Source organism: Achromobacter deleyi (genome assembly GCF_902859705.1).
GTDB lineage: Bacteria > Pseudomonadota > Gammaproteobacteria > Burkholderiales > Burkholderiaceae_B > Achromobacter > Achromobacter deleyi.
Genome location: NZ_CADIJO010000001.1, coordinates 137,708 through 156,822, shown reverse-complemented (window position 1 = coordinate 156,822; position 19,115 = coordinate 137,708). Strand labels below are relative to the sequence as shown.

Annotated in this window: 17 protein-coding genes; 3 read left to right on the top strand and 14 right to left on the bottom strand. The window is 65.9% G+C overall.

Features of this window, described 5'->3' with window-relative positions; all coding sequences use genetic code 11:
* Window position 1 precedes the first annotated feature (1 nt).
* From HV798_RS00715 to HV798_RS00695, 5 genes are all read right to left on the bottom strand, one after another.
* Entirely contained in the window at window positions 2-625 is a 624-nt protein-coding gene (locus HV798_RS00715) for a response regulator transcription factor (protein ID WP_175190935.1), read from the bottom strand.
* Window positions 622-1,677 carry a sensor histidine kinase gene (locus HV798_RS00710; RefSeq protein ID WP_217481136.1) on the bottom strand — a complete coding sequence of 352 codons (1,056 nt, stop codon included), beginning with the start codon at window positions 1,675-1,677 and terminating at the stop codon, window positions 622-624. The genes HV798_RS00715 and HV798_RS00710 overlap by 4 nt, the downstream gene beginning before the upstream one ends.
* Before the next feature lie 467 nt (window positions 1,678-2,144).
* On the bottom strand, window positions 2,145-2,336 hold the full coding sequence (locus HV798_RS00705; protein WP_025136995.1) for a hypothetical protein: 192 nt from the start codon (window positions 2,334-2,336) through the stop codon (window positions 2,145-2,147).
* Window positions 2,337-2,354: 18 nt separating this feature from the next.
* Window positions 2,355-5,129 (bottom strand): magnesium-translocating P-type ATPase, encoded by a 2,775-nt coding sequence (mgtA, locus tag HV798_RS00700; protein ID WP_175190933.1) that lies wholly within the window; start codon window positions 5,127-5,129, stop codon window positions 2,355-2,357.
* A gap of 118 nt (window positions 5,130-5,247) precedes the next feature.
* Window positions 5,248-5,595, bottom strand: a complete 348-nt coding sequence (locus HV798_RS00695; protein WP_175190932.1) for a hypothetical protein — start codon at window positions 5,593-5,595, stop codon at window positions 5,248-5,250.
* Window positions 5,596-5,971: 376 nt separating this feature from the next.
* On the opposite strand from HV798_RS00695, the gene HV798_RS00690 reads away from it, so the two are divergent.
* Window positions 5,972-7,501, top strand: coding sequence for an NCS1 family nucleobase:cation symporter-1 (locus HV798_RS00690; RefSeq protein ID WP_175190931.1), 1,530 nt, complete (start codon window positions 5,972-5,974; stop codon window positions 7,499-7,501).
* Window positions 7,502-7,536: 35 nt separating this feature from the next.
* On the opposite strand, the gene HV798_RS00685 is transcribed toward HV798_RS00690, so the two are convergent.
* Window positions 7,537-8,592, bottom strand: a complete 1,056-nt coding sequence (locus tag HV798_RS00685; RefSeq protein ID WP_175190930.1) for a hypothetical protein — start codon at window positions 8,590-8,592, stop codon at window positions 7,537-7,539.
* Between the two features lie 135 nt (window positions 8,593-8,727).
* Here HV798_RS00685 and HV798_RS00680 point away from each other — a divergent pair, with 135 nt between their 5' ends.
* The gene (locus HV798_RS00680; protein ID WP_175190929.1) at window positions 8,728-9,264 is read left to right on the top strand and encodes a DUF4262 domain-containing protein; all 537 of its coding nucleotides are present in this window, start codon (window positions 8,728-8,730) and stop codon (window positions 9,262-9,264) included.
* A gap of 7 nt (window positions 9,265-9,271) precedes the next feature.
* The gene (locus tag HV798_RS00675) at window positions 9,272-10,090 is read left to right on the top strand and encodes a hypothetical protein (RefSeq protein ID WP_175190928.1); all 819 of its coding nucleotides are present in this window, start codon (window positions 9,272-9,274) and stop codon (window positions 10,088-10,090) included.
* Window positions 10,091-10,167: 77 nt separating this feature from the next.
* Here HV798_RS00675 and HV798_RS00670 read toward each other — a convergent pair whose 3' ends face one another.
* The 8 genes from HV798_RS00670 to HV798_RS00635 all read right to left on the bottom strand — a co-directional run bounded on the left by HV798_RS00670 (window position 10,168) and on the right by HV798_RS00635 (window position 19,035).
* Complete coding sequence (locus HV798_RS00670; RefSeq protein ID WP_175190927.1) at window positions 10,168-10,419, bottom strand: hypothetical protein; 252 nt, start codon at window positions 10,417-10,419, stop codon at window positions 10,168-10,170.
* 140 nt (window positions 10,420-10,559) lie between these two features.
* A complete protein-coding gene (locus HV798_RS00665; protein WP_175190926.1) occupies window positions 10,560-10,862 on the bottom strand; it encodes a type 2 periplasmic-binding domain-containing protein in 303 nt (100 codons plus the stop codon).
* A gap of 50 nt (window positions 10,863-10,912) precedes the next feature.
* Entirely contained in the window at window positions 10,913-13,360 is a 2,448-nt protein-coding gene (locus tag HV798_RS00660) for a TonB-dependent siderophore receptor (RefSeq protein ID WP_175190925.1), read from the bottom strand.
* An 88-nt stretch (window positions 13,361-13,448) separates the two neighbouring features.
* Window positions 13,449-14,399, bottom strand: coding sequence for a FecR domain-containing protein (locus HV798_RS00655; RefSeq protein WP_175190924.1), 951 nt, complete (start codon window positions 14,397-14,399; stop codon window positions 13,449-13,451).
* 6 nt (window positions 14,400-14,405) lie between these two features.
* Window positions 14,406-14,933 (bottom strand): sigma-70 family RNA polymerase sigma factor, encoded by a 528-nt coding sequence (locus HV798_RS00650; RefSeq protein WP_025136978.1) that lies wholly within the window; start codon window positions 14,931-14,933, stop codon window positions 14,406-14,408.
* Window positions 14,934-15,046: 113 nt separating this feature from the next.
* Window positions 15,047-17,488, bottom strand: a complete 2,442-nt coding sequence (locus HV798_RS00645; protein WP_175216320.1) for a TonB-dependent siderophore receptor — start codon at window positions 17,486-17,488, stop codon at window positions 15,047-15,049.
* A gap of 66 nt (window positions 17,489-17,554) precedes the next feature.
* The gene (locus HV798_RS00640) at window positions 17,555-18,532 is read right to left on the bottom strand and encodes a FecR domain-containing protein (protein ID WP_246288535.1); all 978 of its coding nucleotides are present in this window, start codon (window positions 18,530-18,532) and stop codon (window positions 17,555-17,557) included.
* Window positions 18,529-19,035 carry a sigma-70 family RNA polymerase sigma factor gene (locus HV798_RS00635; RefSeq protein WP_175190921.1) on the bottom strand — a complete coding sequence of 169 codons (507 nt, stop codon included), beginning with the start codon at window positions 19,033-19,035 and terminating at the stop codon, window positions 18,529-18,531. The genes HV798_RS00640 and HV798_RS00635 overlap by 4 nt, the downstream gene beginning before the upstream one ends.
* Window positions 19,036-19,115 lie beyond the last annotated feature (80 nt).

Here is a 19,115-nt window from a genome sequence, read left to right as displayed (position 1 = left end):
CCTACCCTCCCAGCTGACCGCCCGCCCGCACCAGGTCGGCCAGCGTGCGCACCTGCATCTTGCGCATCACCCGTCCGCGCCGCACCTTCACGGTGATCTCGCTGACATTCAATTCGGCGGCGATCTGCTTGTTCAGCATGCCGCGCACCACCCGTTCCATCACGGCCTTTTCGCCGTCGGTCAACGTATCCCAACGCGCCCGCACCTCTTGCGACCCCGTCAGGTTGGCCAGCTGCGCGCGGTCTTGCTCGATTGCCGCGTGGATCGTGTCCAGCAAGTCCTGATCGCGAAACGGCTTGGTCAGGAAGTCCACGGCGCCCAGCTTCATGGCCGCCACCGACATCGGGATGTCGCCATGGCCGGTGATCATCACCACCGGCAGGCGCCGCTGCGCCTGTTGCATGCGGCGCAGCAGGTCCATGCCGCTCTGGCCCGGCAGGCGTACGTCCAGCACCAGGCAGCCGGGGCCGGCATCCGCACCGCTATCCAGGAATTCCTGCACCGAACCGTAGCCGCGCACCGGCAGGCCGACCGAATGCATCAGGTCTTCCAGCGACTCGCGCAGCGAGGCGTCGTCGTCGACGATATGGACGGTAGCGGGTTCAAGCCGCGCGGATGCATTCATGGTGATTCTTCCTCGGGGGCTGCCGGCAGCGTGAAACAGAACACCGCGCCGCCGCGCCCGGCAGGCTCGGCCCACAAGCGGCCGCCATGGCCTTCGATGATGCCGCGGCTGATGGTCAGGCCCAGGCCGGTGCCGTCCGGCTTGGTGGTCCAGAAGGTGTCGAACAGCCGTTCGCGCGCCTGCGGACTCAGGCCCGGCCCGCTGTCGGTCAGCGAAAACTGCACCAGCCCGGGTTCCTGCAAGGCCAGGCGCAGGATCAGGTGGCGCGCGCCCACCGGGGTGTCCTGCATGGCTTCGATGGCGTTCAGCACCAGGTTCACGACCACCTGCCCCAGCTGCACGCGGTCCCCCAGCACGGCGGGCACGCGTTCCTGGATACGGGTGGACAACGACACCTCGTGGCTGGCCAACTCGCCGCCGGCCAGTTCCAGCACGTCGCCGATAACGTCGGCCAGGTCCAGCCGCACGCGCTGCGGCGTGGCATTGCGGGCATCGCGGCGAATGCGCGCAACCACCTCGCTGGCGCGCGTCACATCATCGATCATGCGCTGCAAGGCTCGCAGGGCACGCTCGATGTTCGGGGGATCGTGTTCCAGCCAGCGCTGGCAGGCGCTGCCGCTGGTAGCAATGGCCGCCAGCGGCTGGTTGATCTCGTGGGCAATCGACGCGGTCAGCTCACCCAGACTGTGGATGCGAGCCATGCGCGCCAGTTGCGAGCGGGCCTCGAAGGCGGCGTCTTCCGCCGCTGCGCGCTTCAAGGCCAGGTACGCGGTGACGCCAATGGCCGCGATACTGATCAATGCGTTGATCACCCCCAGTTCGCGCAGCGCCCCGCCGTTGGGCGTCAGGTACAGGCTGAGCAGGGTCAGCACCGCGCACGCCACCGCCACCAAGGTCACCCCGCGCCGGGGCAGGAAGCTGAACGCGGCCAGGATCACGGCCACGTAGAAGACCGCCACCGCGATTTCCAGGCGGGTGAAGGTGTCGGCCAGAAACACCACCGCCATCAGCACGACGAGCAGCGCAATACCCGCGCCCGGGCGCTGTTTCAAATACCTGGCCGGCTTCTGGAACATGGCGCAACCACCCTGTTGGTAGGAAAGCGACGCCCGCGGACCGCCGCCGCGCGCCGCGACACGCCATTGTAGAGACAGGCAAGGCCCCCAGCCTACCTCGGGAAAGCGGGCGTATACCAATGTATATGCCGGCCAACCCATTCCCGCCTCGCGCCGCACCGGGCCGGTTTCTATAATTTTCCAACCCTCGGGGCGGCGCGGCCGTGCTGCCCTTCCTTCACCGCTCATCGGCAGCCTCCCATGAAACTTTCCATCAAGACGCTCTGGATCGCACGCGGCGCCGTGCTGGTCGGCATCTGGATCGCGCTGGGCGTGATCCAGATGCTGCACGGCGGCGCCTGATCGGCACGGCCTATCCTCCCCGACGCCACCACCGTTCATCCGCTCCAACGAAAAGGGCAAGACCGACATATCGGTCTTGCCCTTTTCAATGCCTCACCGTATCAGGGCAGCAGGCACAGGATGCCGCCCACGCCCAACGTCCAGACCAGCAGCATCGGCACCAGCAGCCGCAGCGGAATCAACGGGCCGTCCGGAATGTCGGGCAGGTCGCCCCCGCGGCGCGCCATGCGTTCGGATTCGTACTCATGCATGTCGCGCGAGAACTTGCGCATTTCCTCGAATGCCTTTTCCATGACGATTCTCCCGGCATGTCAGTACCACCGGCCGTAGCGGCGGATGTAGAACGTCTTGACCTGCTGCGTCAGCGCGATGTAGCCCAGGATCGTCAGCGCCAGCCAGCCGAAATACACGGGCGGCAGGGCCACGAACCCAATCGACTCGGCAATCGGCGAAAACGGCAGCCAGCACGCCAGCCCGATGGCCGCCGTGGTGGACAGCAGCACCGGCAGCGACGCCGTGCTTTGCAGGAATGGAATCTTGCGGGTGCGCAGCATGTGCACCACAAAGGTCTGCGACACCAGGCCTTCGATGAACCAACCGGAATTCATGATGGTCTGGCCACCGTCGCCGCCATGCAGCGCGTAGGCCGCCCCGGCGCCGAACACCGTCCACATCAGGAAGTACGTGGTGATATCGAACACCGACGACGTCGGGCCCAGCCACAGCATGAAGCGCTGGATGTTGCCCGCTTCCCACTTGCGTGGCTTCTTCAGGAACTCTTCGTCCATGCGGTCCCACGGCAGCGTCAGTTGCGAGATGTCGTAAACCAGGTTCTGGATCAGCAGCTGCAGCGACAGCATCGGTTCCCAAGGCAGCCACGCGGATGCCACCAGCACCGAGAACACGTTGCCGAAGTTCGAGCTGGCCGTCATGTTCAGGTACTTGAGGATGTTGCCGAAGGTCTCGCGGCCCTTGATGACGCCCTGCTCCAGCACCATCAGGTCCTTTTCCAGCAGCACGATGTCGGCCGTTTCCTTGGCGATGTCGGCGCCGCTGTCCACCGAAATGCCCACATCGGCGTCGCGCAGGGCCGGCGCGTCGTTGATGCCGTCGCCCAGAAAGCCCACGGTATGGCCGTTGGCCTGCAGGGCCTTGACCACCCGCGACTTCTGCAGCGGCGTCAGCTTCGCGAACAGCACCGCCTTCTCGACCCGGCGGCACAGCGCCACGTCGTCCATCTGCTCGATATCGCTGCCCAGCACCACGCGGCCATCGCGCTCGGTGCCCAGGTCCAGGCCGACATCGCGGCAGACCTTGGCGGCCACGATGGGGTTGTCGCCCGTCAGCACCTTCACCGCCACGCCGTAATCGTTCAGCGCACGAATCGCGGCCTGCGCCGAATCCTTGGGCGGATCCAGGAACGTCAGGAAGCCGCGCACCACCAGCCCGCTTTCATCAGCGGTCTGGAACTGCGTGCGGCCCGTGTCTTCCAGACGGCGCGAGGCCACCACCAGCACCCGGAAGCCGTCGCGGTTGTAGGCCTCGGCGCTACGCAGCAGGCGCTTGCGCATGGCGGCATCCAACGGCTGTTCGCGGCCATTGCAGACCACGCCGGTGCTCACCGCCAGCATTTCCTCGACCGCGCCCTTGGTGATCATCTCCAGGCTGCCGTCGGCCCCACGCACCACCACGGACAGGCGCCGCCGCACGAAATCGAACGGAATCTCGTCGACCTTGCCGTAGGCGTCGCTGCGATCCCAGCCGCGCAGGTCCAGCGCGCGGGCCAGAATGGCTCGATCCATCAGGTTGCGCTGGCCGCTCTGGTTCACGCTGTTCAGCCACCCCAGGCGCAGCACCTCGTCGTCGATCTCGCCGTCGACGTTGAAATGGTGTTCAAGAATGATGCGGTCCTGCGTCAGCGTGCCGGTCTTGTCCGTGCAAAGCACGTCCATCGCGCCGAAGTTCTGCACCGAGTTCAGGCGCTTGACCACGACCTTGCGCCGCGCCATCGCCACCGCCCCCTTGGCCAGGTTGGCCGAGACGATCATGGGCAGCATCTCGGGGGTCAGCCCCACCGCTACCGCCAGCGCGAACGTCAGCGCGGTGACCCAGTCGCCCTTGGTGACGCCGTTGATGACGAACACGATCGGCACCATCACCAGCATGAACTTGATCAGCAGCCACGACACGCTGTTCACGCCGCGGTCAAAGCTGGTCTCGACCCGCTTGGTCGACACCACGTTCTTGGCCAGCGAGCCAAAGTACGTATTGGCGCCCGTGCCCACCACCACTGCCGTGGCGGTGCCGCTGACCACATTGGTGCCCATGAAGCAGATGTTGGCCAGGTCCAGCAGCTCGGCGTTTTCACCGGCCTGGGCGTCCGCACGCTTGGCGCTGACGCTGCCCAGGGTGTCGTACTTTTCCACCGGCAGCGCCTCGCCGGTCAGGATGGCCTGGCTGATGAACAGGTCGCGCGATTGCAGCAGCCGGATGTCCGCCGGAATCATGTCGCCCGCTTGCAGCTCGACGATGTCGCCGGGCACCAGCTCATTCATCGGCACCTCGCGCCGCGCCGGCTCACTGGCCTGGCTGTCGCGGCGCAGCACCGTGGCGGTGCTGCGCACCATGGACTTGAGCTTTTCCGCGGCGCGGCCCGAGCGGTATTCCTGGATGAAACGCAGCAGGCCGCTGATCGACACCATCGTCAACATGATGATGATGCCGGTCCAGTCACGGTCCGCCGGATTGGCAAACTGGATGTCGGTCAGGTACGACACCGCCGCCAGGCCCAACAGCACGAGCACGAACGGATTGCGGAACGCGCGCAGCAACTGCAGCCAGGCGGGCGCCGGCTTGTCGTGCGCCACTTCATTCAGGCCATCGACCGCGCGCCGCACCACCACGTCGGCCTCGGCCAGGCCGGACCGCTGCGTCTGCAACGCCTGCAGGCTGTCGTGCACCGACAGCCCCGCATGGCGCGCCACCGGCATGGTTCGGCGCTTGTCCGCCGCCGCATCCGGCGTGCGGTTCTTTTCGCTACGCGGCCCGCCCGGGGCCGGCAGCGTCGCTTCTTGGACTTGTTTCATGTTCGCTGCTCCCGCCCGCGCTCATCGTCGGCCGGGGTGTGCCGGCGCGCGAGCGCAGGCGTCCCCGGTCCATGGCGAGCGCGGGCTCGATGGATATGGAAAATCGAAAAAGGTTGAATCAGAGGTGCGTCGGCGCCACCACCGGCGCGGGCTGCGCACGGGCCGCTGGCGACACGCCCACGCGCAGCGTCTGCACGCCCATGTCGCGGCACAGATCGCTGAGCCAGGTGATCAAGGGCCAGGGGTTGCCCGTGTCGCTACGCAAGCTGATGGCCGTGCAGGCCTGGTCGCCGTCGGCGGAATAGCGAACGTCGGCCACGCTTTCGTCGCGTTGGCGCAGTTCCTCGTACAGCCGCTTGCGGATCGAGGCCAGCACGGCGGGGCTGCCGTAGAACGTCAGGGTGATGAAGGCCGGCGCGGTCGGCGCCCGGCGCACGGAGGTCGGGGATTGGGTCGAGAAATGCATGCGCGTCTCCTGGAAACAGGGAGATCCGCCCGAAGGCGTTCTGGTGGCGCATGCGTGGCGCGGCTCCGTTATCGGGATGCGCGCGGCGGCTGGCAATACGTGTCGTGCAGACCTGTCATGCCCGGCATGCGCCGTCGGTTCGGGTACTTCCGTCGTCTTCCACGGCGGGCTCCTTTAGGTTTGCGACAAGCGGCAGTGTAGGGGCGGCCCCGCGTTCCAAACAGGCCGGTGGGCATATACCTTGGTATCGATCGTGCGCGACTAGACGTTTCCACTACTGGGGAAGACCCTGAATTCAGTATCAGACGGGTCCTAGTCAACCACCGACGCCATGAACGGTAGGGTCTTGCCTTGCGAATCACAAAGGCATCTCGCCATGGTTTCGAACACGCTCACGCCCTCTCTGCCCTGCCCCTCGGCAGCCGACGAATCGCCGGCATCGCCGGACACCACCTTGCATCCGATCAGCCCGCGGCTGCACAACGCCGACCTGGCCCCATCCCAGGTCGAGGGCCGGCGCTGGGGCGCCTACAGCCTCTTTGCGCTCTGGACAAACGACGTCCACAACATCGCCAACTACACCTTTGCCATCGGCCTGTTCGCCATGGGTATGTCGGCAGGCCAGATCCTGGCGGCCATGGCGCTGGGCGCCACCCTCGTGTACCTGCTGATGAACCTGTCCGGCTACATGGGCCAACGCACCGGCGTGCCGTTTCCCGTCATCAGCCGCTTGAGCTTCGGCATTCGCGGGGCGCAGTTACCCGCCCTCATCCGGGCGGTCATCGCCATTGCCTGGTTCGGCATCCAGACCTACCTGGCCTCGGTCGTGCTGCATGTGCTGCTGGCTGCGGTAGCGCCCGACCTGACCCGCTACGACCACGGCAGCCTGCTCGGGCTGTCGGGCCTGGGCTGGGCCTGCTTCCTGGCCGTCTGGCTGGCGCAACTGGCCATCCTGGCCTACGGCATGGAAATGGTGCGCAAGTTCGAAGGCTGCGCCGGCCCCGTCATCCTCATCACGATGCTGGCCCTGGCGGTCTGGATGGTGTCTCGGGTCGACGGCCGCATCGCCTGGTCCACCGGCGCCGCCCCCACCGGGCTGGCCGCCTGGAACAGCGTGTTCTCGGCGGCAGCCTTGTGGCTGTCCATCTATGGCACGCTGTTGCTCAATTTCTGCGACTTCACCCGCTCGGCCCCCAGCGAACGCAGCATCCGGCGCGGCAACTTCTGGGGGCTGCCGATCAATATCCTGGTGTTCGCGGGCATCAGCGCCGTCTTGGCCGGCGCGCAATTCAGCATCGACGGGCGCGTCATCACCAGCCCCGCCGACATCGTCGCGGCCATTCCCGACAAGCTGTTCCTGGTGCTGGGCTGCCTGGCGCTTCTGATCGTGACGCTGGCCGTGAACCTCATGGCCAACTTCGTCGCCCCCGCCTTCGTACTCACCAACCTGGCGCCGCGCTACCTGACCTTTCACCGCGCCGGCCTCATCAGCGCCACGCTGGCGGTGTTGATCCTGCCCTGGAAGATCTACGGCAACCCCGTGGTCATCGTGTATTTCCTGTCGGGGCTGGGCGCGCTGCTGGGGCCGCTGTACGGCATCATCATGGCCGACTACTGGTTGATCCGAAAAACCCGCGTGCACGTCCCCGACCTGTATACCGAGGCCAGCGCCGGCACCTATTTCTATACTCGCGGCGTCAACCCGCGCGCCCTGATCGCCCTGGCCCCATCGGCCACGCTGGCCATCGTCATCGCGCTGGCGCCGGGGCTGGAAGCCCTGGCCCCTTATTCCTGGTTCCTGGGCGCCGCGGTCAGCGGCGGGCTGTACTGGCTGATTTCCGACCGCCGGCGCCTGCATGTGCATGACGCGGGCGAACACCTGGCGGTGGCCAGCGGCAGGCATTGAGGCGCCTGGCCCCGCCAGGATGGTCCGATCCGCCCTCAGGCCAGGTACTCGGCCACTTCGTCCGGCGTCAAATACCGCGTGAACGTCATCAATGGCTGCTGCGCGTCGTGGATCGCGCCATTGAAGCCCGACCAATTGCGCTTGATGCCTTCGTCCGTTTCCAGTGCAATCAGCACACGCTTGCCGGCCTTGGCGGCGTTGTCGCGCAGCGCCGCCTCGCCCCAGGCCAGGCGCATGATGTTCTGCAGCGCGCCGTCGGCGTAGGCGTCCACCTGCAACCACTGAAAATCCGCGGTGTCGCCGTCCGCATCCGGCTCGCGCGGCGCGATCTCGCGCCGCACGCCCAGCGCCTGGGCATGCTCGCCGATCAAGATCTGCAATAACGTAAAGGCATGGAAATTGTTGTTGATGCCGTGCGCCCGGGCCACGAAGCCCGTGCCCGACGCCGGCAACAGCACCACCAGTTCGTCCTCATAGCTGATGCGCGAGGCCAGCCACAGAAAATGCAGCTGCTCGAACGGCAGGCTGTCGTTCATGGTGGTCATGGCATACAGGCGCTGCAACAAGACATCGTCGTCGATCAGCGCCTGATGATTGCGCCGATCGCGCATCACCATCGCCATCATCGGCAGCACCAGCGTATCCACGGCTTCAACCCGCGCCTCGACCTGCCAGCGCTGGTCGTCCGGCAACGCCTCGAGCCGGGCCTGCGCGTCGCGCCAGGCCTGGCGATCCGCTTCCTCGACCTCGTCGTCATCCTCTTCGACTTCCTGCGCGCAATACGGCTGCAAGGTCTCCAGCCACGGGCGCAGCAGCGCCCGCAGCGTCGGAAAGAGCAACACCGGATCGGCGCCGTCTTCCACCAACGACCCGCACATCAACGCCAGCGCCGAGGCGCGGCTGGGATGCAGGGTCGGCAGCAGGTCGGCGCAGAATCGCAAGGCGGCGTCGGCCTGCTCCGGCTCCTGGATGTCGCCGTAGAACGCGCTGACTTCCGGACGCTTGAAGAACGTCTCCAGGGAATCCAGGTCGGCGGGGGTGCGGACCGGGGTCTGCAGGGCGGCGGCGAGAGCGGTGTGGGAGGCGGGCATCTGATATGAGTCAAGAGAAAGGCGCAGACCAGTTTACAGAATGCCCAAGCGCTACCGCCAGGCCAGGCAACTCGTCAAGCTGGAAGCAATAGGTATGATCTGCCCTATCGCCTAGCATTCGCCCTCGGAGCCCGCATGCCCATCCCCGACATCGCCACCGCCCTGGATGCCCCCGCCGACGTCCTGGACGCCGACGAACAGCGCTTCGTCAGCCAGATCCGCGAACACGGCTGGTTTCGCACCGAGATCTTCGCCGAAGGCGACCAGCCCGGTTTCTCGTTCACCTGCGGCTTCTGGGTGGGTCACGGTTTTCCCGAGGTCATCGTCTTTTCCCTGCCCCGCGAAGTCACCCACGACGTGCTGTGGAACCTGTACCGCATGATCGAGGCCGGCAACGCGCCGCCCATCGGCGTTCCCGTCGACACCCTGTTCCGCGGCTTCAACGCCCTGCTCGTGCCCGTCGACAAATCCCACTACCCCGATCACCTGGGCTGGAACCGCTGGTTCCATGGCGGCGACGACTTTCCCTGCGTGCAATTGTTCTGGCCCGACAAGGCCGGTGTGTTTCCGGGGCAAGCCGGGGCAACGGACGCGTTCAAGGCGTTGCAGCCGGATCTATCGGAAAGCGGCTGGGCATGGCCTGCCGCCCCCTCGAAACCGTCCCAAGGATAATGCCAGCATGGCCTCGATCAATCACGCCCAGGCCCTGAAGAAGCTGGCCGCAGACACCTTGGTACAAACGCTGGACGAAGACCTGGCCCGGCTCATGACACGCCTGATGGCCTATGCCCGGCACGATGAGGCCTTGGCAGCCAACCTTGGCGCCCGCGCGTTGCCACAGGTGCTGCGCCGCTGGAACTGTGTGCTGCAGGCAAACGACGACGCGGTGTCGGCCCTGTACCGCCAAAAGACCGCTGTCGCGCTGGTCATCCTGCTGCACAAGTACGGCATCGCCGACGCCACCCTCTCAGCACAGGCCGATGCCGCCATCGACGCCCTGAATGACGCGGTCGCGCTCAGCGACGACTTTCACCGCAAGACGCCGGATATCAAGCAGGCGTTCCTGCATACGCCGCCCACCCCGCTCAAGCGCGCCCCCGGGCAACCCGACAGCCTGACCTTCTACCGGGCCGGTGATGTCGTGTCCTACCAACTGGACGGCCGCTACCACGCCGCCTACGTCCATCGCTGCGCCAGCACCAACAGCAGTCCAATCATCGAGTTCTACGACGCGGTCTTCGACCACGTGCCATCGATGGATGAACTGAACGGCATCCCCGCCAGGGGCCGCCGCTACAACGATGGCACCGTGCGCATCGAACGCCTGTCGGTGTCCGGCATGAAATTCATGCCCGACCCGGCGGGACAGTTCGTGTTGGTCAAGGCTTGCGTGGAAACACCGCCGGATAACAGCCGCCTGCAAAAGAGCGTCGGGCTGTATGGGGTATCGGATGTGTTTGAGATACAGGAGCAGGTGGCGGGGATGTTCGGCGGATAATTCCGCTGAGAAATCCACGGTCAAAGCAATCTGGTGCTTTGCCCCAAGTGCCCGAGCCTATGGATCAAACCGTGGCCTTAGTCAGACTCAAAATGCGAAGGCTGGCAACAGGCTAGCTCTTGCTCAAACGCATCACGTACAGACTTCAGTCGGCTTTCAAGCGAAATCCGTTGGATGACGGCAGTAGCAGGAATGCCGTCCAACATTTGCTCCAGCTCTCGAATTTCTGAAGAAAGCACGTCACGGCGCTGAATCATGGCAAGACTCCCTGCTTTACCCGGCTTTGAATGAAAGGCTGCACAGCCGAAGCATCCTTGATACTGTTCCAAGCTGGAATCATGCACTTCTCTCTGAAATCGCGTCGATGTGGTGGCGCTGTGCGCCTGAACTCAAGCCACGATCATAGAGAATCACGCAGACACTTACAGCGAGATCTAGTCTGCTAATGCACGAAGATGCGACGCGCTCATCACTCCCCTCGCACGCCCAGGCCCGCCATGGTCTGCTGAAATTCGGGCAAGACGTATACCCTGGCCAGCGCCGCTTCCCATATCTTCACGACTTCTTGGGGCGTGTCCCTGAGTGCCATCACCAGGTACCCGAACGTGGCGTCGTAACCTTCCAGCGCCTTCACGCCTGATTGGCCTACGGTGGGAACGTCGGGCAGATCCGGGGCCCGCGTGCTGCCGGCCACCGCCGGCGCATAGGCGACGGGATGCTTCTTCGCGTGACGGGCATGGTCTGGAGGGAAGCCGCGCAGTCGTCGGACCACGCGGTGTATTTCATGGAGAGTTTGCGATTGGCGCGTTGATGGCGCACTCATCAATACCGGTAATTCACCCCCAGCATCGCGCTGAATGGCGCCCCGTAGTAATTGCTGTAGACGTTGGTGCTGGCGTAATACTTCTTGTCCAGCACATTATTCAGGTTCAGCGTGGCGGACCATTGGCGGTTGAACTGATATCGCGCCATCAAGTCCAGCAAGGCATAGGCGCCTTGTGAAGCCTCGGCCTGACGGCCGCCAGGCCCGCGGCTGGAATAGCCGCTCTGGCTTTCCCAGCGCACGCCGCCGCCTACCGTCAGGGCGCTCCAATCGCCAGGCAGGCGATAGGTGGTGTAGAGCTTGGCGATGTGGCGCGGCAGGCCCACCTGCGTCGTAAAGCCCTGGGGCAGCTTGCGGTCCACATAGGCGTACGACAGCTGCATCTGCCAGCCCGGCGTGAGCTCGCCGCTCACTTCCGCTTCTACACCGCGCATCACCGCGCCGTCGGCGGCAACGAACGCGCTGTCGCCGTTGGGCGCCAGGCGGTCGCCGTCCAGCATCGCGTAGTTGTCTTGCCGCGTGCGGAACAGGGCCACCGATCCGTTCAGGCGGCCGTCCAGCAGCGTCGTTTTCAGGCCCACTTCATACGTGTTGCCCTTGATGGGCGCCAGCACGCTGCCCGACACGCTCTGCGCCTGTTGGGGCAGTAAGATGCTGGTGTAGCTGGCGTAGGCCGACAGGTTGCTTGTCAGGTCGTAGACCACCCCGGCATAAGGCGTGTAGACGCCTTGCTCGCGCATGTCGTCCGGGTAGGAAGAACCATCGTTATAGGTATAGGACGCTTGCTGGTCCCACCACGTCACGCGCGATCCCAGCACCAGCGACAAGGCCTCGGTGGGACGCAGACGCACTGCCCCGTAGATCGACGCTTGCTTCTCGGTGTAATAGCGCTTGCCGGTCGACTGCCAATCCGGCTCGGGCATGTCGCCGTTCCACGCGCGGATGTCCGGAATCTTGGGGTCATAGCCGGGCGCCAGCCACAGCGGATAGGTGTCGTAGTCCGCCTTGGTACGCGACGCGTTGACGCCCAGCACCAGGTCGTGCTGGCGGCCCAGCGCGTTGAAGGCGCCGGACAGGCTGGCATCCACGGCGTTCTGGGTCTTGGGGATAGGCCATTTCGCGACCCAGACCGAGGCGCCCTGCCCCGTCTGCGGATTGGCCCAGCCGTTGCTGCTGAACCAGCCGTAGGTGCGGTCGTTGTCGTCGCCGGTGCGCGACAGGGTGACAGACCCTTTCCACAAGGGCGCAAATTCGTGGTCCAACGTGGCAAAGACGTTATAGCGCGTGCGTTCCTGGCGGCTCCAGTTGGTCGCCGAGTTGAAGCGCTGGGGAAAATCCGTCTCGGAGCCGTCCGCATACACGGCGGGAAAGCCGAAGTACGAGCACGCCGTGCATTTCTTGCGCTGATATTCCGCGCCCAGCGTCAACAAGGTGCGCTCGGCCAGGTCGGCCTCGACCACGCCATACAGCAGTTGCGAGTCCTGCTTGACGCGGTCGATGAACGAGCCGCCTTCCTGCCATGCGCCGACCAGCCGTCCGCGCAATTTGCCGGACTCGTCCAGCGGGCTGCCCAGGTCGAACTCGGTGCGCTTGTAGTCCCAGGACCCCACGGTGACGCCGGCGCCAGCCTCGAATTCCCGCGTGGGCCGCTTGCGCACAAGGTTGATGGATGCGGCAGGGTTGCCCGCACCGCTCAGCAGGCCGGTGGATCCGCGCACGACTTCGATGCGGTCGTACAACGCGGTGTCCAGGCCCAAGGCGTTGAAATCCTTGTGCGTCGGCACGCCGTCCACCTGCATGTTGGTGATTTCCATGCCGCGCGCGTACAGGCCTTTCTCGTTGTCATCGGCCGACCCCTTCTTCTTGAAGGTCAGGCCAGGCGTGTTGGCAATGGCGTCTTCCAGGGTGTTCAGGCCCTGGTCCGTCATCCGCTGGCGCGTCATGACCGACACGGACTGCGGCGTTTCGCGCAGGGTCATCGGCAGCCGGGTGGCGGTGGTGGACAAGCCGACGGTGTACGAGTCCGTTCCCTCGCTGGGCCCCGGCTCGCGCGAGCCCAGGACTTCCACCGGCGCCAGTGTCTGCGTGCCGGCGATGCGCAAACCGTAATTGTTGGCGCCCTGGTTGATGGCCTCCAGGCCGGTACCGGCCAGCATGGCGGCCAGGCCCGCGGCAACGCCATAGCCGCCTTGCAGCCCGGCGCTTTGCTTGCCCTGGGTCAGTTGCGCGTCGAACGACAGCACCACGCCCGCCTGGGCGGCGAACCGGCTCAACGCCAGGCCCAGCGGCCCCGCAGGAATGTCATAGTGGCGGGCGGTCTCGACATTGGGCGCGGCTTGCGCCTGCGCCGCAGGCGCGGCGCCGATCGCCATCGAGGCCGCCAGGACGGCCAGCGCCAACGGCGCGAAAGCAAAGAAAGGGCGGCAGGAAGCAGTAGTAGAGGACATGAACAAAGGTTTTCCGTGACTTGAATCCAACGTGATCCCTGCTAAGTCGGACGAGCACGAAAAAAGGACAATGCCTCTGGAAAATAAATCAGCCGCGTGCCACCACGCGGACGTAGTAGCGGGTGAAACGCGATATCTGGACCGGTAGCGCCCGCTCGACGGCGGCCAGCGCCCGGTCGGTGTCGTCGATGGGGAACGCGCCGGATACGCGCAAGGAAGCCACGGCGTCGTCGCACCGCAGCCGGCCGGGACGGTAGCGGTCCAGCTGGTCGATCAAGTCGCCCAGGCGCCAGTTGTCCACGATCAGCAAGCCCCGCGTCCAGGCGTCGGGTTCACCGGTGATGGCCCCGGCGTGACGGGCACCCGAGGAATCCAGGGTGCCCTGCTCGCCGGCCTGCAGGATCACCTCGTCGCCGCCCGCCGCCGCTTGCAACGCCACGGCATGGCGCAGCACGGCCACCTGCGTCCGGCCCTCTTGGCGATTGACGATGAAGCGCGTGCCCAACGGACGCACGGTGCCGTGCACGGTGGCGACGCGCAGCGGCGGCAGGCCCCGAGCCGCGTGTTCAGTGTCGATCAGGATTTCGCCCGAATGAACGGTGATCTGGCGACCCTGCGCGTCGATCTTGACGTCCACCGCGCTGGCGCTGTCCAGCCACAGCAGGGTGCCGTCCGCCAACCGCAGTTCGCGGCGCTCGCCCGTGCCGGTGCGATAGTCGGCCAGCAGATCATCCACGGGCAAGACGCGCCAGGCCAGCAGGCTTCCCGCGCCCAGCAACGCCACGGCGCCCAGGCCATTGCGCAGCACCGCACGGCGACGGGCAAAGTGGTGGTCGACCCGGTTCAGGGTGTCGGCCGCCAGCCGGGCGGGCGCGGCACCCAGGGTGCCGCGCAGACGTTCGACCTGGCGCCAGATGCGCGCGTGCTCCGGGTCTTGCGCCAACCAGCGGCCATGCGCGGCCAGGTCAGCAGGGGTGACGTCGTCCGCACATAACCGCGCATACCATTGCGCCGCGGTCGCGATTGTCTTGTCCGCCATGGCCGCCTACTGCCGGGCCAGCGCGTACACGAGGCAATGCTCGGTGGCGCGGGCCATGTATTTCTTGACGGAACTGACCGTGACGCCCAGGGTGGATGCGATCTCGGCGTAGCTGGCGCCCTCCAGTTGCGACATCAGGAAGGCCCGCCGCACCTTGTCGCCCAGGCCGCTCAGCATGGCGTCGATCTCGCGGATGGTTTCCAGCAGGATGGCTTGGGTCTCGGGAGAAATGGCGCTGGCTTCGGGCTGCTGCGCCAGCGTTTCCAGCCAGGCGCGTTCCAGCACCTGGCGGCGGATATGGTCGACCAAGGTGCGCTGGGCCACCGTGGCCAGGAAACTGCGCGGCTGACGGATGCCCTGCAATTGCGCCATGGATGCCGGCGAGGCCAGCAGGCGCAGGAAGGTGTCCTGCGCCAGGTCGGCCGCCTCGGCCGGCACGCTCAGGCGCCGCAGCAGCCAGCCGCGCAGCCAGCCATGATGATCGCGATAGAGCCTGCCGAGCTCGCGGTGCTCCAGGGATTCCGTGGACGACATGGCCGTGGGGTGACTGCTTTCAGATTTTCGGGAATGGGAATTGTAATCATTATTGATGGAAGCGAACAATCCGTCCGCCTCCGCTCCCCGTCATCCGGCCCCGGCGCCGTCCGCTAGAACTTGTAGCTGACCTTCATCCACACATTCCGGGGCGTCCCGTAGTTGTACCCGTTGTACCCGCCCAGCCCGCTGTAGTAGCGCTTGTCGGTCAGGTTATCGATGTTGATCGACGCGGCAACCTGCCGGCTGAATTCATAGCGGGCCATCAGCCCCAACAACGTCACCCCGCCCTGCGTCGCGCGGCCCAGGCCGCTGGATTCGTCGTAGTAGATCCCGCTCTGGTAGTTCACGCTGGCGCCGACCGTGAGCTTGCTCCATGCCCCGGGCAGGCGATAGCTGGCCGCCACCCGGAACAGACGCTCGGGGTAGTTCGGCAACAGCAAAACGCCTTCGTTATCGCGCTTGGCGAAGTAGGTATATCCGCCCATCAGCTGCAAGCCACGCGCGACTTCGCCGGCCACCGTCACCTCGAAACCCTTGCTGCGCGCCCCCGCCACGGACCGGTACGGCGTGCTGCCGTCCGGCAACGGCGTGCCGCTGGGGTCTTCGACCGGCACATTGGCTTCCTGGGTGCGGAAGACGGCAAAGCTGGTGTTGAGCTTGCCGTCCAGGTGCTCGCCCTTGAGGCCCAGTTCGTAGTTCTTGCCGGTTTGCGGCGGCAGCAGCGCATTGGCGGCGTCGCGTTCGGTGCGGGGAATGAAGATCCGCGTATAGCTGGCGTAGGCCGAGAACGTGTCGTTCAGGTCCAGCACCGTACCGGCATAGGGCGTGAATTCGCCATTCGCCTTGGCGGTGGGATTGGTGGTCCAGAGATTGGCGGGGCCGTTGTAGGACTTGGATTTTTCTTCGTACCAGGTGGCGCGGCCGCCCAGCACGAATGACAGCGGCTCGGCGATTTTCAGGCGGGCAGAACCGTAGACGGCGGTTTCCTTGGCGTCCAGGAAGGTGTTGTAGAAGGTGTAGAACTGGCTGGGCTTGGGGAAATTCTGCAGCTGGTAGAAATTGAGCGGCCGGCGGTCCCAGCCGTTGGGGTTGGCCGAATCCAGGTTCAGCTCGCTGGTGTAGTCGTTCACGCTCACGCCCAACGACGCCTGATGCTCCCTGCCGAATGCCTGGAAGGGGCCGGTGGCGTACAGGTCAAAGGACTTGTTGGTGGAGTTGGCCGGATTCTTGCGAATCTCGATAGTGGAATCGCCGTTCTGCTCGACGGGGAAGTATTCGAAGAGGTAGCCCCAGACCGCACGGCGTTCGTTCTTCAGGCGGCTCGCGTCCATCTTGATGCGCCAGCCGTTATCGAAGCGATGGTCCAGCGTGACGAAAATCTTGTCGCTGTACATGTCCCACTGGCTCCATGGGGTGCCGGGGTTGAACGAGCGCGGAAAGTCCGTACGCGTGCCGTCGCTGTAGAACAGGGGCGCCTGGCCGAAGTTGGCGCCGTCGATGGCGGTCTTCTGATGTTCGAAGCCCACGCTCAGCAGCGTGTTGGGCGTGATATCCGCTTCAAGAATGCCGTAGAAAACATCGTCGGACCGCTTGCGCTTGTCGATGAAGCTGTCGCCCGCAGTGCGCGAGGCGATGGCGCGGCCCCGCACGGAGCCGGAGCTGTTCAGCGGGCCGCCCAGGTCCATCTCCAGGTTGTAGTTGTTCCAGCGGCCCGCGCCGGCAGTGACATGGCCGGCGAATTCGCCGGTGGGCCGCTTGCGGATCAGGTTGATCGAACCGCCCGGCTCCCCCACCCCATTGAGCAGGCCGGCTGCGCCGCGCACGACTTCAATGCGGTCGTAGATGACAGTGTTGATCATGCCGACCTCGGCCGCGGGCGTCTTGAACGCAAACGTGGGCACGCCATCGATCATGGTGTTCATGGCGAAGCCGCGCGACGTGATGGTGACGCGCTCGTCCTGCTTGTCCGCCACGACGCCAGGGGTCTGGCGCAGCACGTCGTCCAGGGTCGTCAGATTCTGGTCATCCATCTGCTGCCGGGTGACGACGCTGACCGACTGGGGCGTCTCGCGCAGGGACAAGTCCATGCGGGTCGCCGACGAGGCCGCCCGCGTCGTGTACGAACCGGTGCCTTCGCTGACCGCGTCGCCGTCGCGGCTGCCCGTCACGGTGACGGCGGGCAGCGCGGTCACGTCCGCCTGGGGCTGGCGGCGCAGCGTGTAGCCGCCATCGGTCCGCCTCAAGGGCTCCAGCCCGCTGCCGTCCAGCAGCTTGCGCAAGCCCTCTTCGAAGCCATATCGGCCATTGAGCCCCGCCGTGCGCAGGTCGCGCGTCAGCGCCGGATCGAACGACAGCAGCACGCCGGCGCGCGCGGCGTAGGCCGACAACGCGGCGCTGAGCGGGCCGGGTTCGATCGCCACCGCGACCGGCGCGGCGGACGTCTGCGCAAGGACGGGCGCAGCCAGGGCAGCCAGCGGCAGCGCGAACGCGCGGGCGCCGCATAGGGCGCGACGGGACGCGCGGGCGCGCAGACGGGGAAAACGCGGGGGCATGACGGGGCACTCCAACTGTTGGTCTTACCCTCGTAGCCAGATGAGACGCGAAAAGTGCTAATCGCGTTACAAATTAGTTTTTCCGCCCCGCGGCAGCACGGACACCCAGTAGCGCGTGCGGTAGCGCACCTGCAGCGGCAGGGTGTCGGCGACGGTGGCCAGCACCCGGTCGATATCCCCCAGCGGGAATGCGCCCGAGATCGGCAGATGGGCCACTTCCGGCGCGCATTCGATCCAGCCGCTGCGGTAGCGTTGCAGCTCGGCCAGGAATTGCCTGAGCGGCATGCCGTCCACCTGCAGCATGCCGTGCTGCCAGGCCGACGGATCGCCCGCGATGGGTTCGGGGCGGTCGGCCAGGCCGTCGCCAAAGCGCAAGCCCATGCCGGCCGGCACCACCAGAGCGCCATCGGCAGCCGCGCCGCGCGGCGCCACGCGCACGGCGCCTTCCAGCACCTGCACGGCCGATACGCCGTCGTCGCGCCGCACCACGAAACGGGTGCCCAGCGCGGTGATGCTGCCTTCGCGGGTGCGCACGATGAACGGCCGGGCGATGCGTTCGGGATCGGGCGCAGTCTCGACCAGGATCTCGCCGGCATGCAGCGCGATCAGCCTTTGCTGGGCGTCGAACAGCACGTCCATCGCCGTGGACGTGTTCAAGACGACGCGGCTATGGTCGGCCAGCATCACCTCGCGTCGCCCTCCTGCCGGCGTGCGGTATTCGGCGACCCAGTTGCGCCAGGCGTCGTCGCGGTACGCCAGCCAGGCCGCACCGCCGGCGCTCGCCAACAACGCCAGCTTGCCCAGCACGCGTCGCCGGCCCACTGAGCGCGGACGGCCCAATACCGGCAGCAGGCCCTTGGGCAGCACCTCGAACCGGCGCGTCAGGGCTTCGGTGCGTTGCCAGGCTCGCTCATGTTCTGGATCGGCCCGGCGCCAGGCCTGCCAGGCCGCGTGGTCGGCGTCGCTGGCGGTGCCGGACGTCAACCGTAGAAACCATTCCACCGCGCCGTCCAGCGCGCGCGGGTCGATGCCCCCGCCGCTCACGGCGCCAGTTCCAGACATTGGCGCAAGGCGCGGGCGATGTACAGGCGCACCGACCCTACCGACACGCGCAGCGTCTTGGCGATCTCGGCATGGGTCATGCCTTCCAGCTGGCACAGCAGGAACGCACGCCGGGCCGCGACGGGCAGGCCGTCGAGCATGGCGTCGATCTCGCAAAGCGCTTCCAGGGCAAGCGCGCGGGATTCCGGCGAGGGAGCCAGGGGCTCGGGCAGATGCGCCAGCGTTTCCAGGTAGGCGCGTTCCAGGTCGCGGCGCCGCAGGTGGTTCACCATCAAACCGTGAGCGATGGTGGCCAGATACGAACGCGGCTCACGGATATCGCCGGGCTCGCGGCGGCTCAGGACCCGCAGATAGGTGTCGTGCACCAGATCGGCCGCATCGAATGCGCACCCCAGCTTTTTACGTAGCCAGCCCTGCAGCCAACCCTGGTGGTCCTGGTAGAGCGTGTGAAGCGTGTGCTGCGGGGTGGGGTCGGTGGCAGCCATGGAAGACGCGCGGGCATAGATGAGAATAACTATAATTTACAATATACCCGTCCGATATTGAATCTAGCGACATTGACCCA

What these genes read in the sequence shown, in the direction of transcription:
- HV798_RS00715 (WP_175190935.1), bottom strand. Translation starts at nt 625, where the DNA reads ATGAATGCATCCGCGCGGCTTGAACCCGCTACCGTCCATATCGTCGAC.
- HV798_RS00705 (WP_025136995.1), bottom strand. Translation starts at nt 2,336, where the DNA reads ATGGAAAAGGCATTCGAGGAAATGCGCAAGTTCTCGCGCGACATGCAT.
- mgtA (WP_175190933.1), bottom strand. Translation starts at nt 5,129, where the DNA reads ATGAAACAAGTCCAAGAAGCGACGCTGCCGGCCCCGGGCGGGCCGCGT.
- HV798_RS00695 (WP_175190932.1), bottom strand. Translation starts at nt 5,595, where the DNA reads ATGCATTTCTCGACCCAATCCCCGACCTCCGTGCGCCGGGCGCCGACC.
- HV798_RS00690 (WP_175190931.1), top strand. Translation starts at nt 5,972, where the DNA reads ATGGTTTCGAACACGCTCACGCCCTCTCTGCCCTGCCCCTCGGCAGCC.
- HV798_RS00685 (WP_175190930.1), bottom strand. Translation starts at nt 8,592, where the DNA reads ATGCCCGCCTCCCACACCGCTCTCGCCGCCGCCCTGCAGACCCCGGTC.
- HV798_RS00680 (WP_175190929.1), top strand. Translation starts at nt 8,728, where the DNA reads ATGCCCATCCCCGACATCGCCACCGCCCTGGATGCCCCCGCCGACGTC.
- HV798_RS00675 (WP_175190928.1), top strand. Translation starts at nt 9,272, where the DNA reads ATGGCCTCGATCAATCACGCCCAGGCCCTGAAGAAGCTGGCCGCAGAC.
- HV798_RS00660 (WP_175190925.1), bottom strand. Translation starts at nt 13,360, where the DNA reads ATGTCCTCTACTACTGCTTCCTGCCGCCCTTTCTTTGCTTTCGCGCCG.
- HV798_RS00655 (WP_175190924.1), bottom strand. Translation starts at nt 14,399, where the DNA reads ATGGCGGACAAGACAATCGCGACCGCGGCGCAATGGTATGCGCGGTTA.
- HV798_RS00650 (WP_025136978.1), bottom strand. Translation starts at nt 14,933, where the DNA reads ATGTCGTCCACGGAATCCCTGGAGCACCGCGAGCTCGGCAGGCTCTAT.
- HV798_RS00645 (WP_175216320.1), bottom strand. Translation starts at nt 17,488, where the DNA reads ATGCCCCCGCGTTTTCCCCGTCTGCGCGCCCGCGCGTCCCGTCGCGCC.
- HV798_RS00635 (WP_175190921.1), bottom strand. Translation starts at nt 19,035, where the DNA reads ATGGCTGCCACCGACCCCACCCCGCAGCACACGCTTCACACGCTCTAC.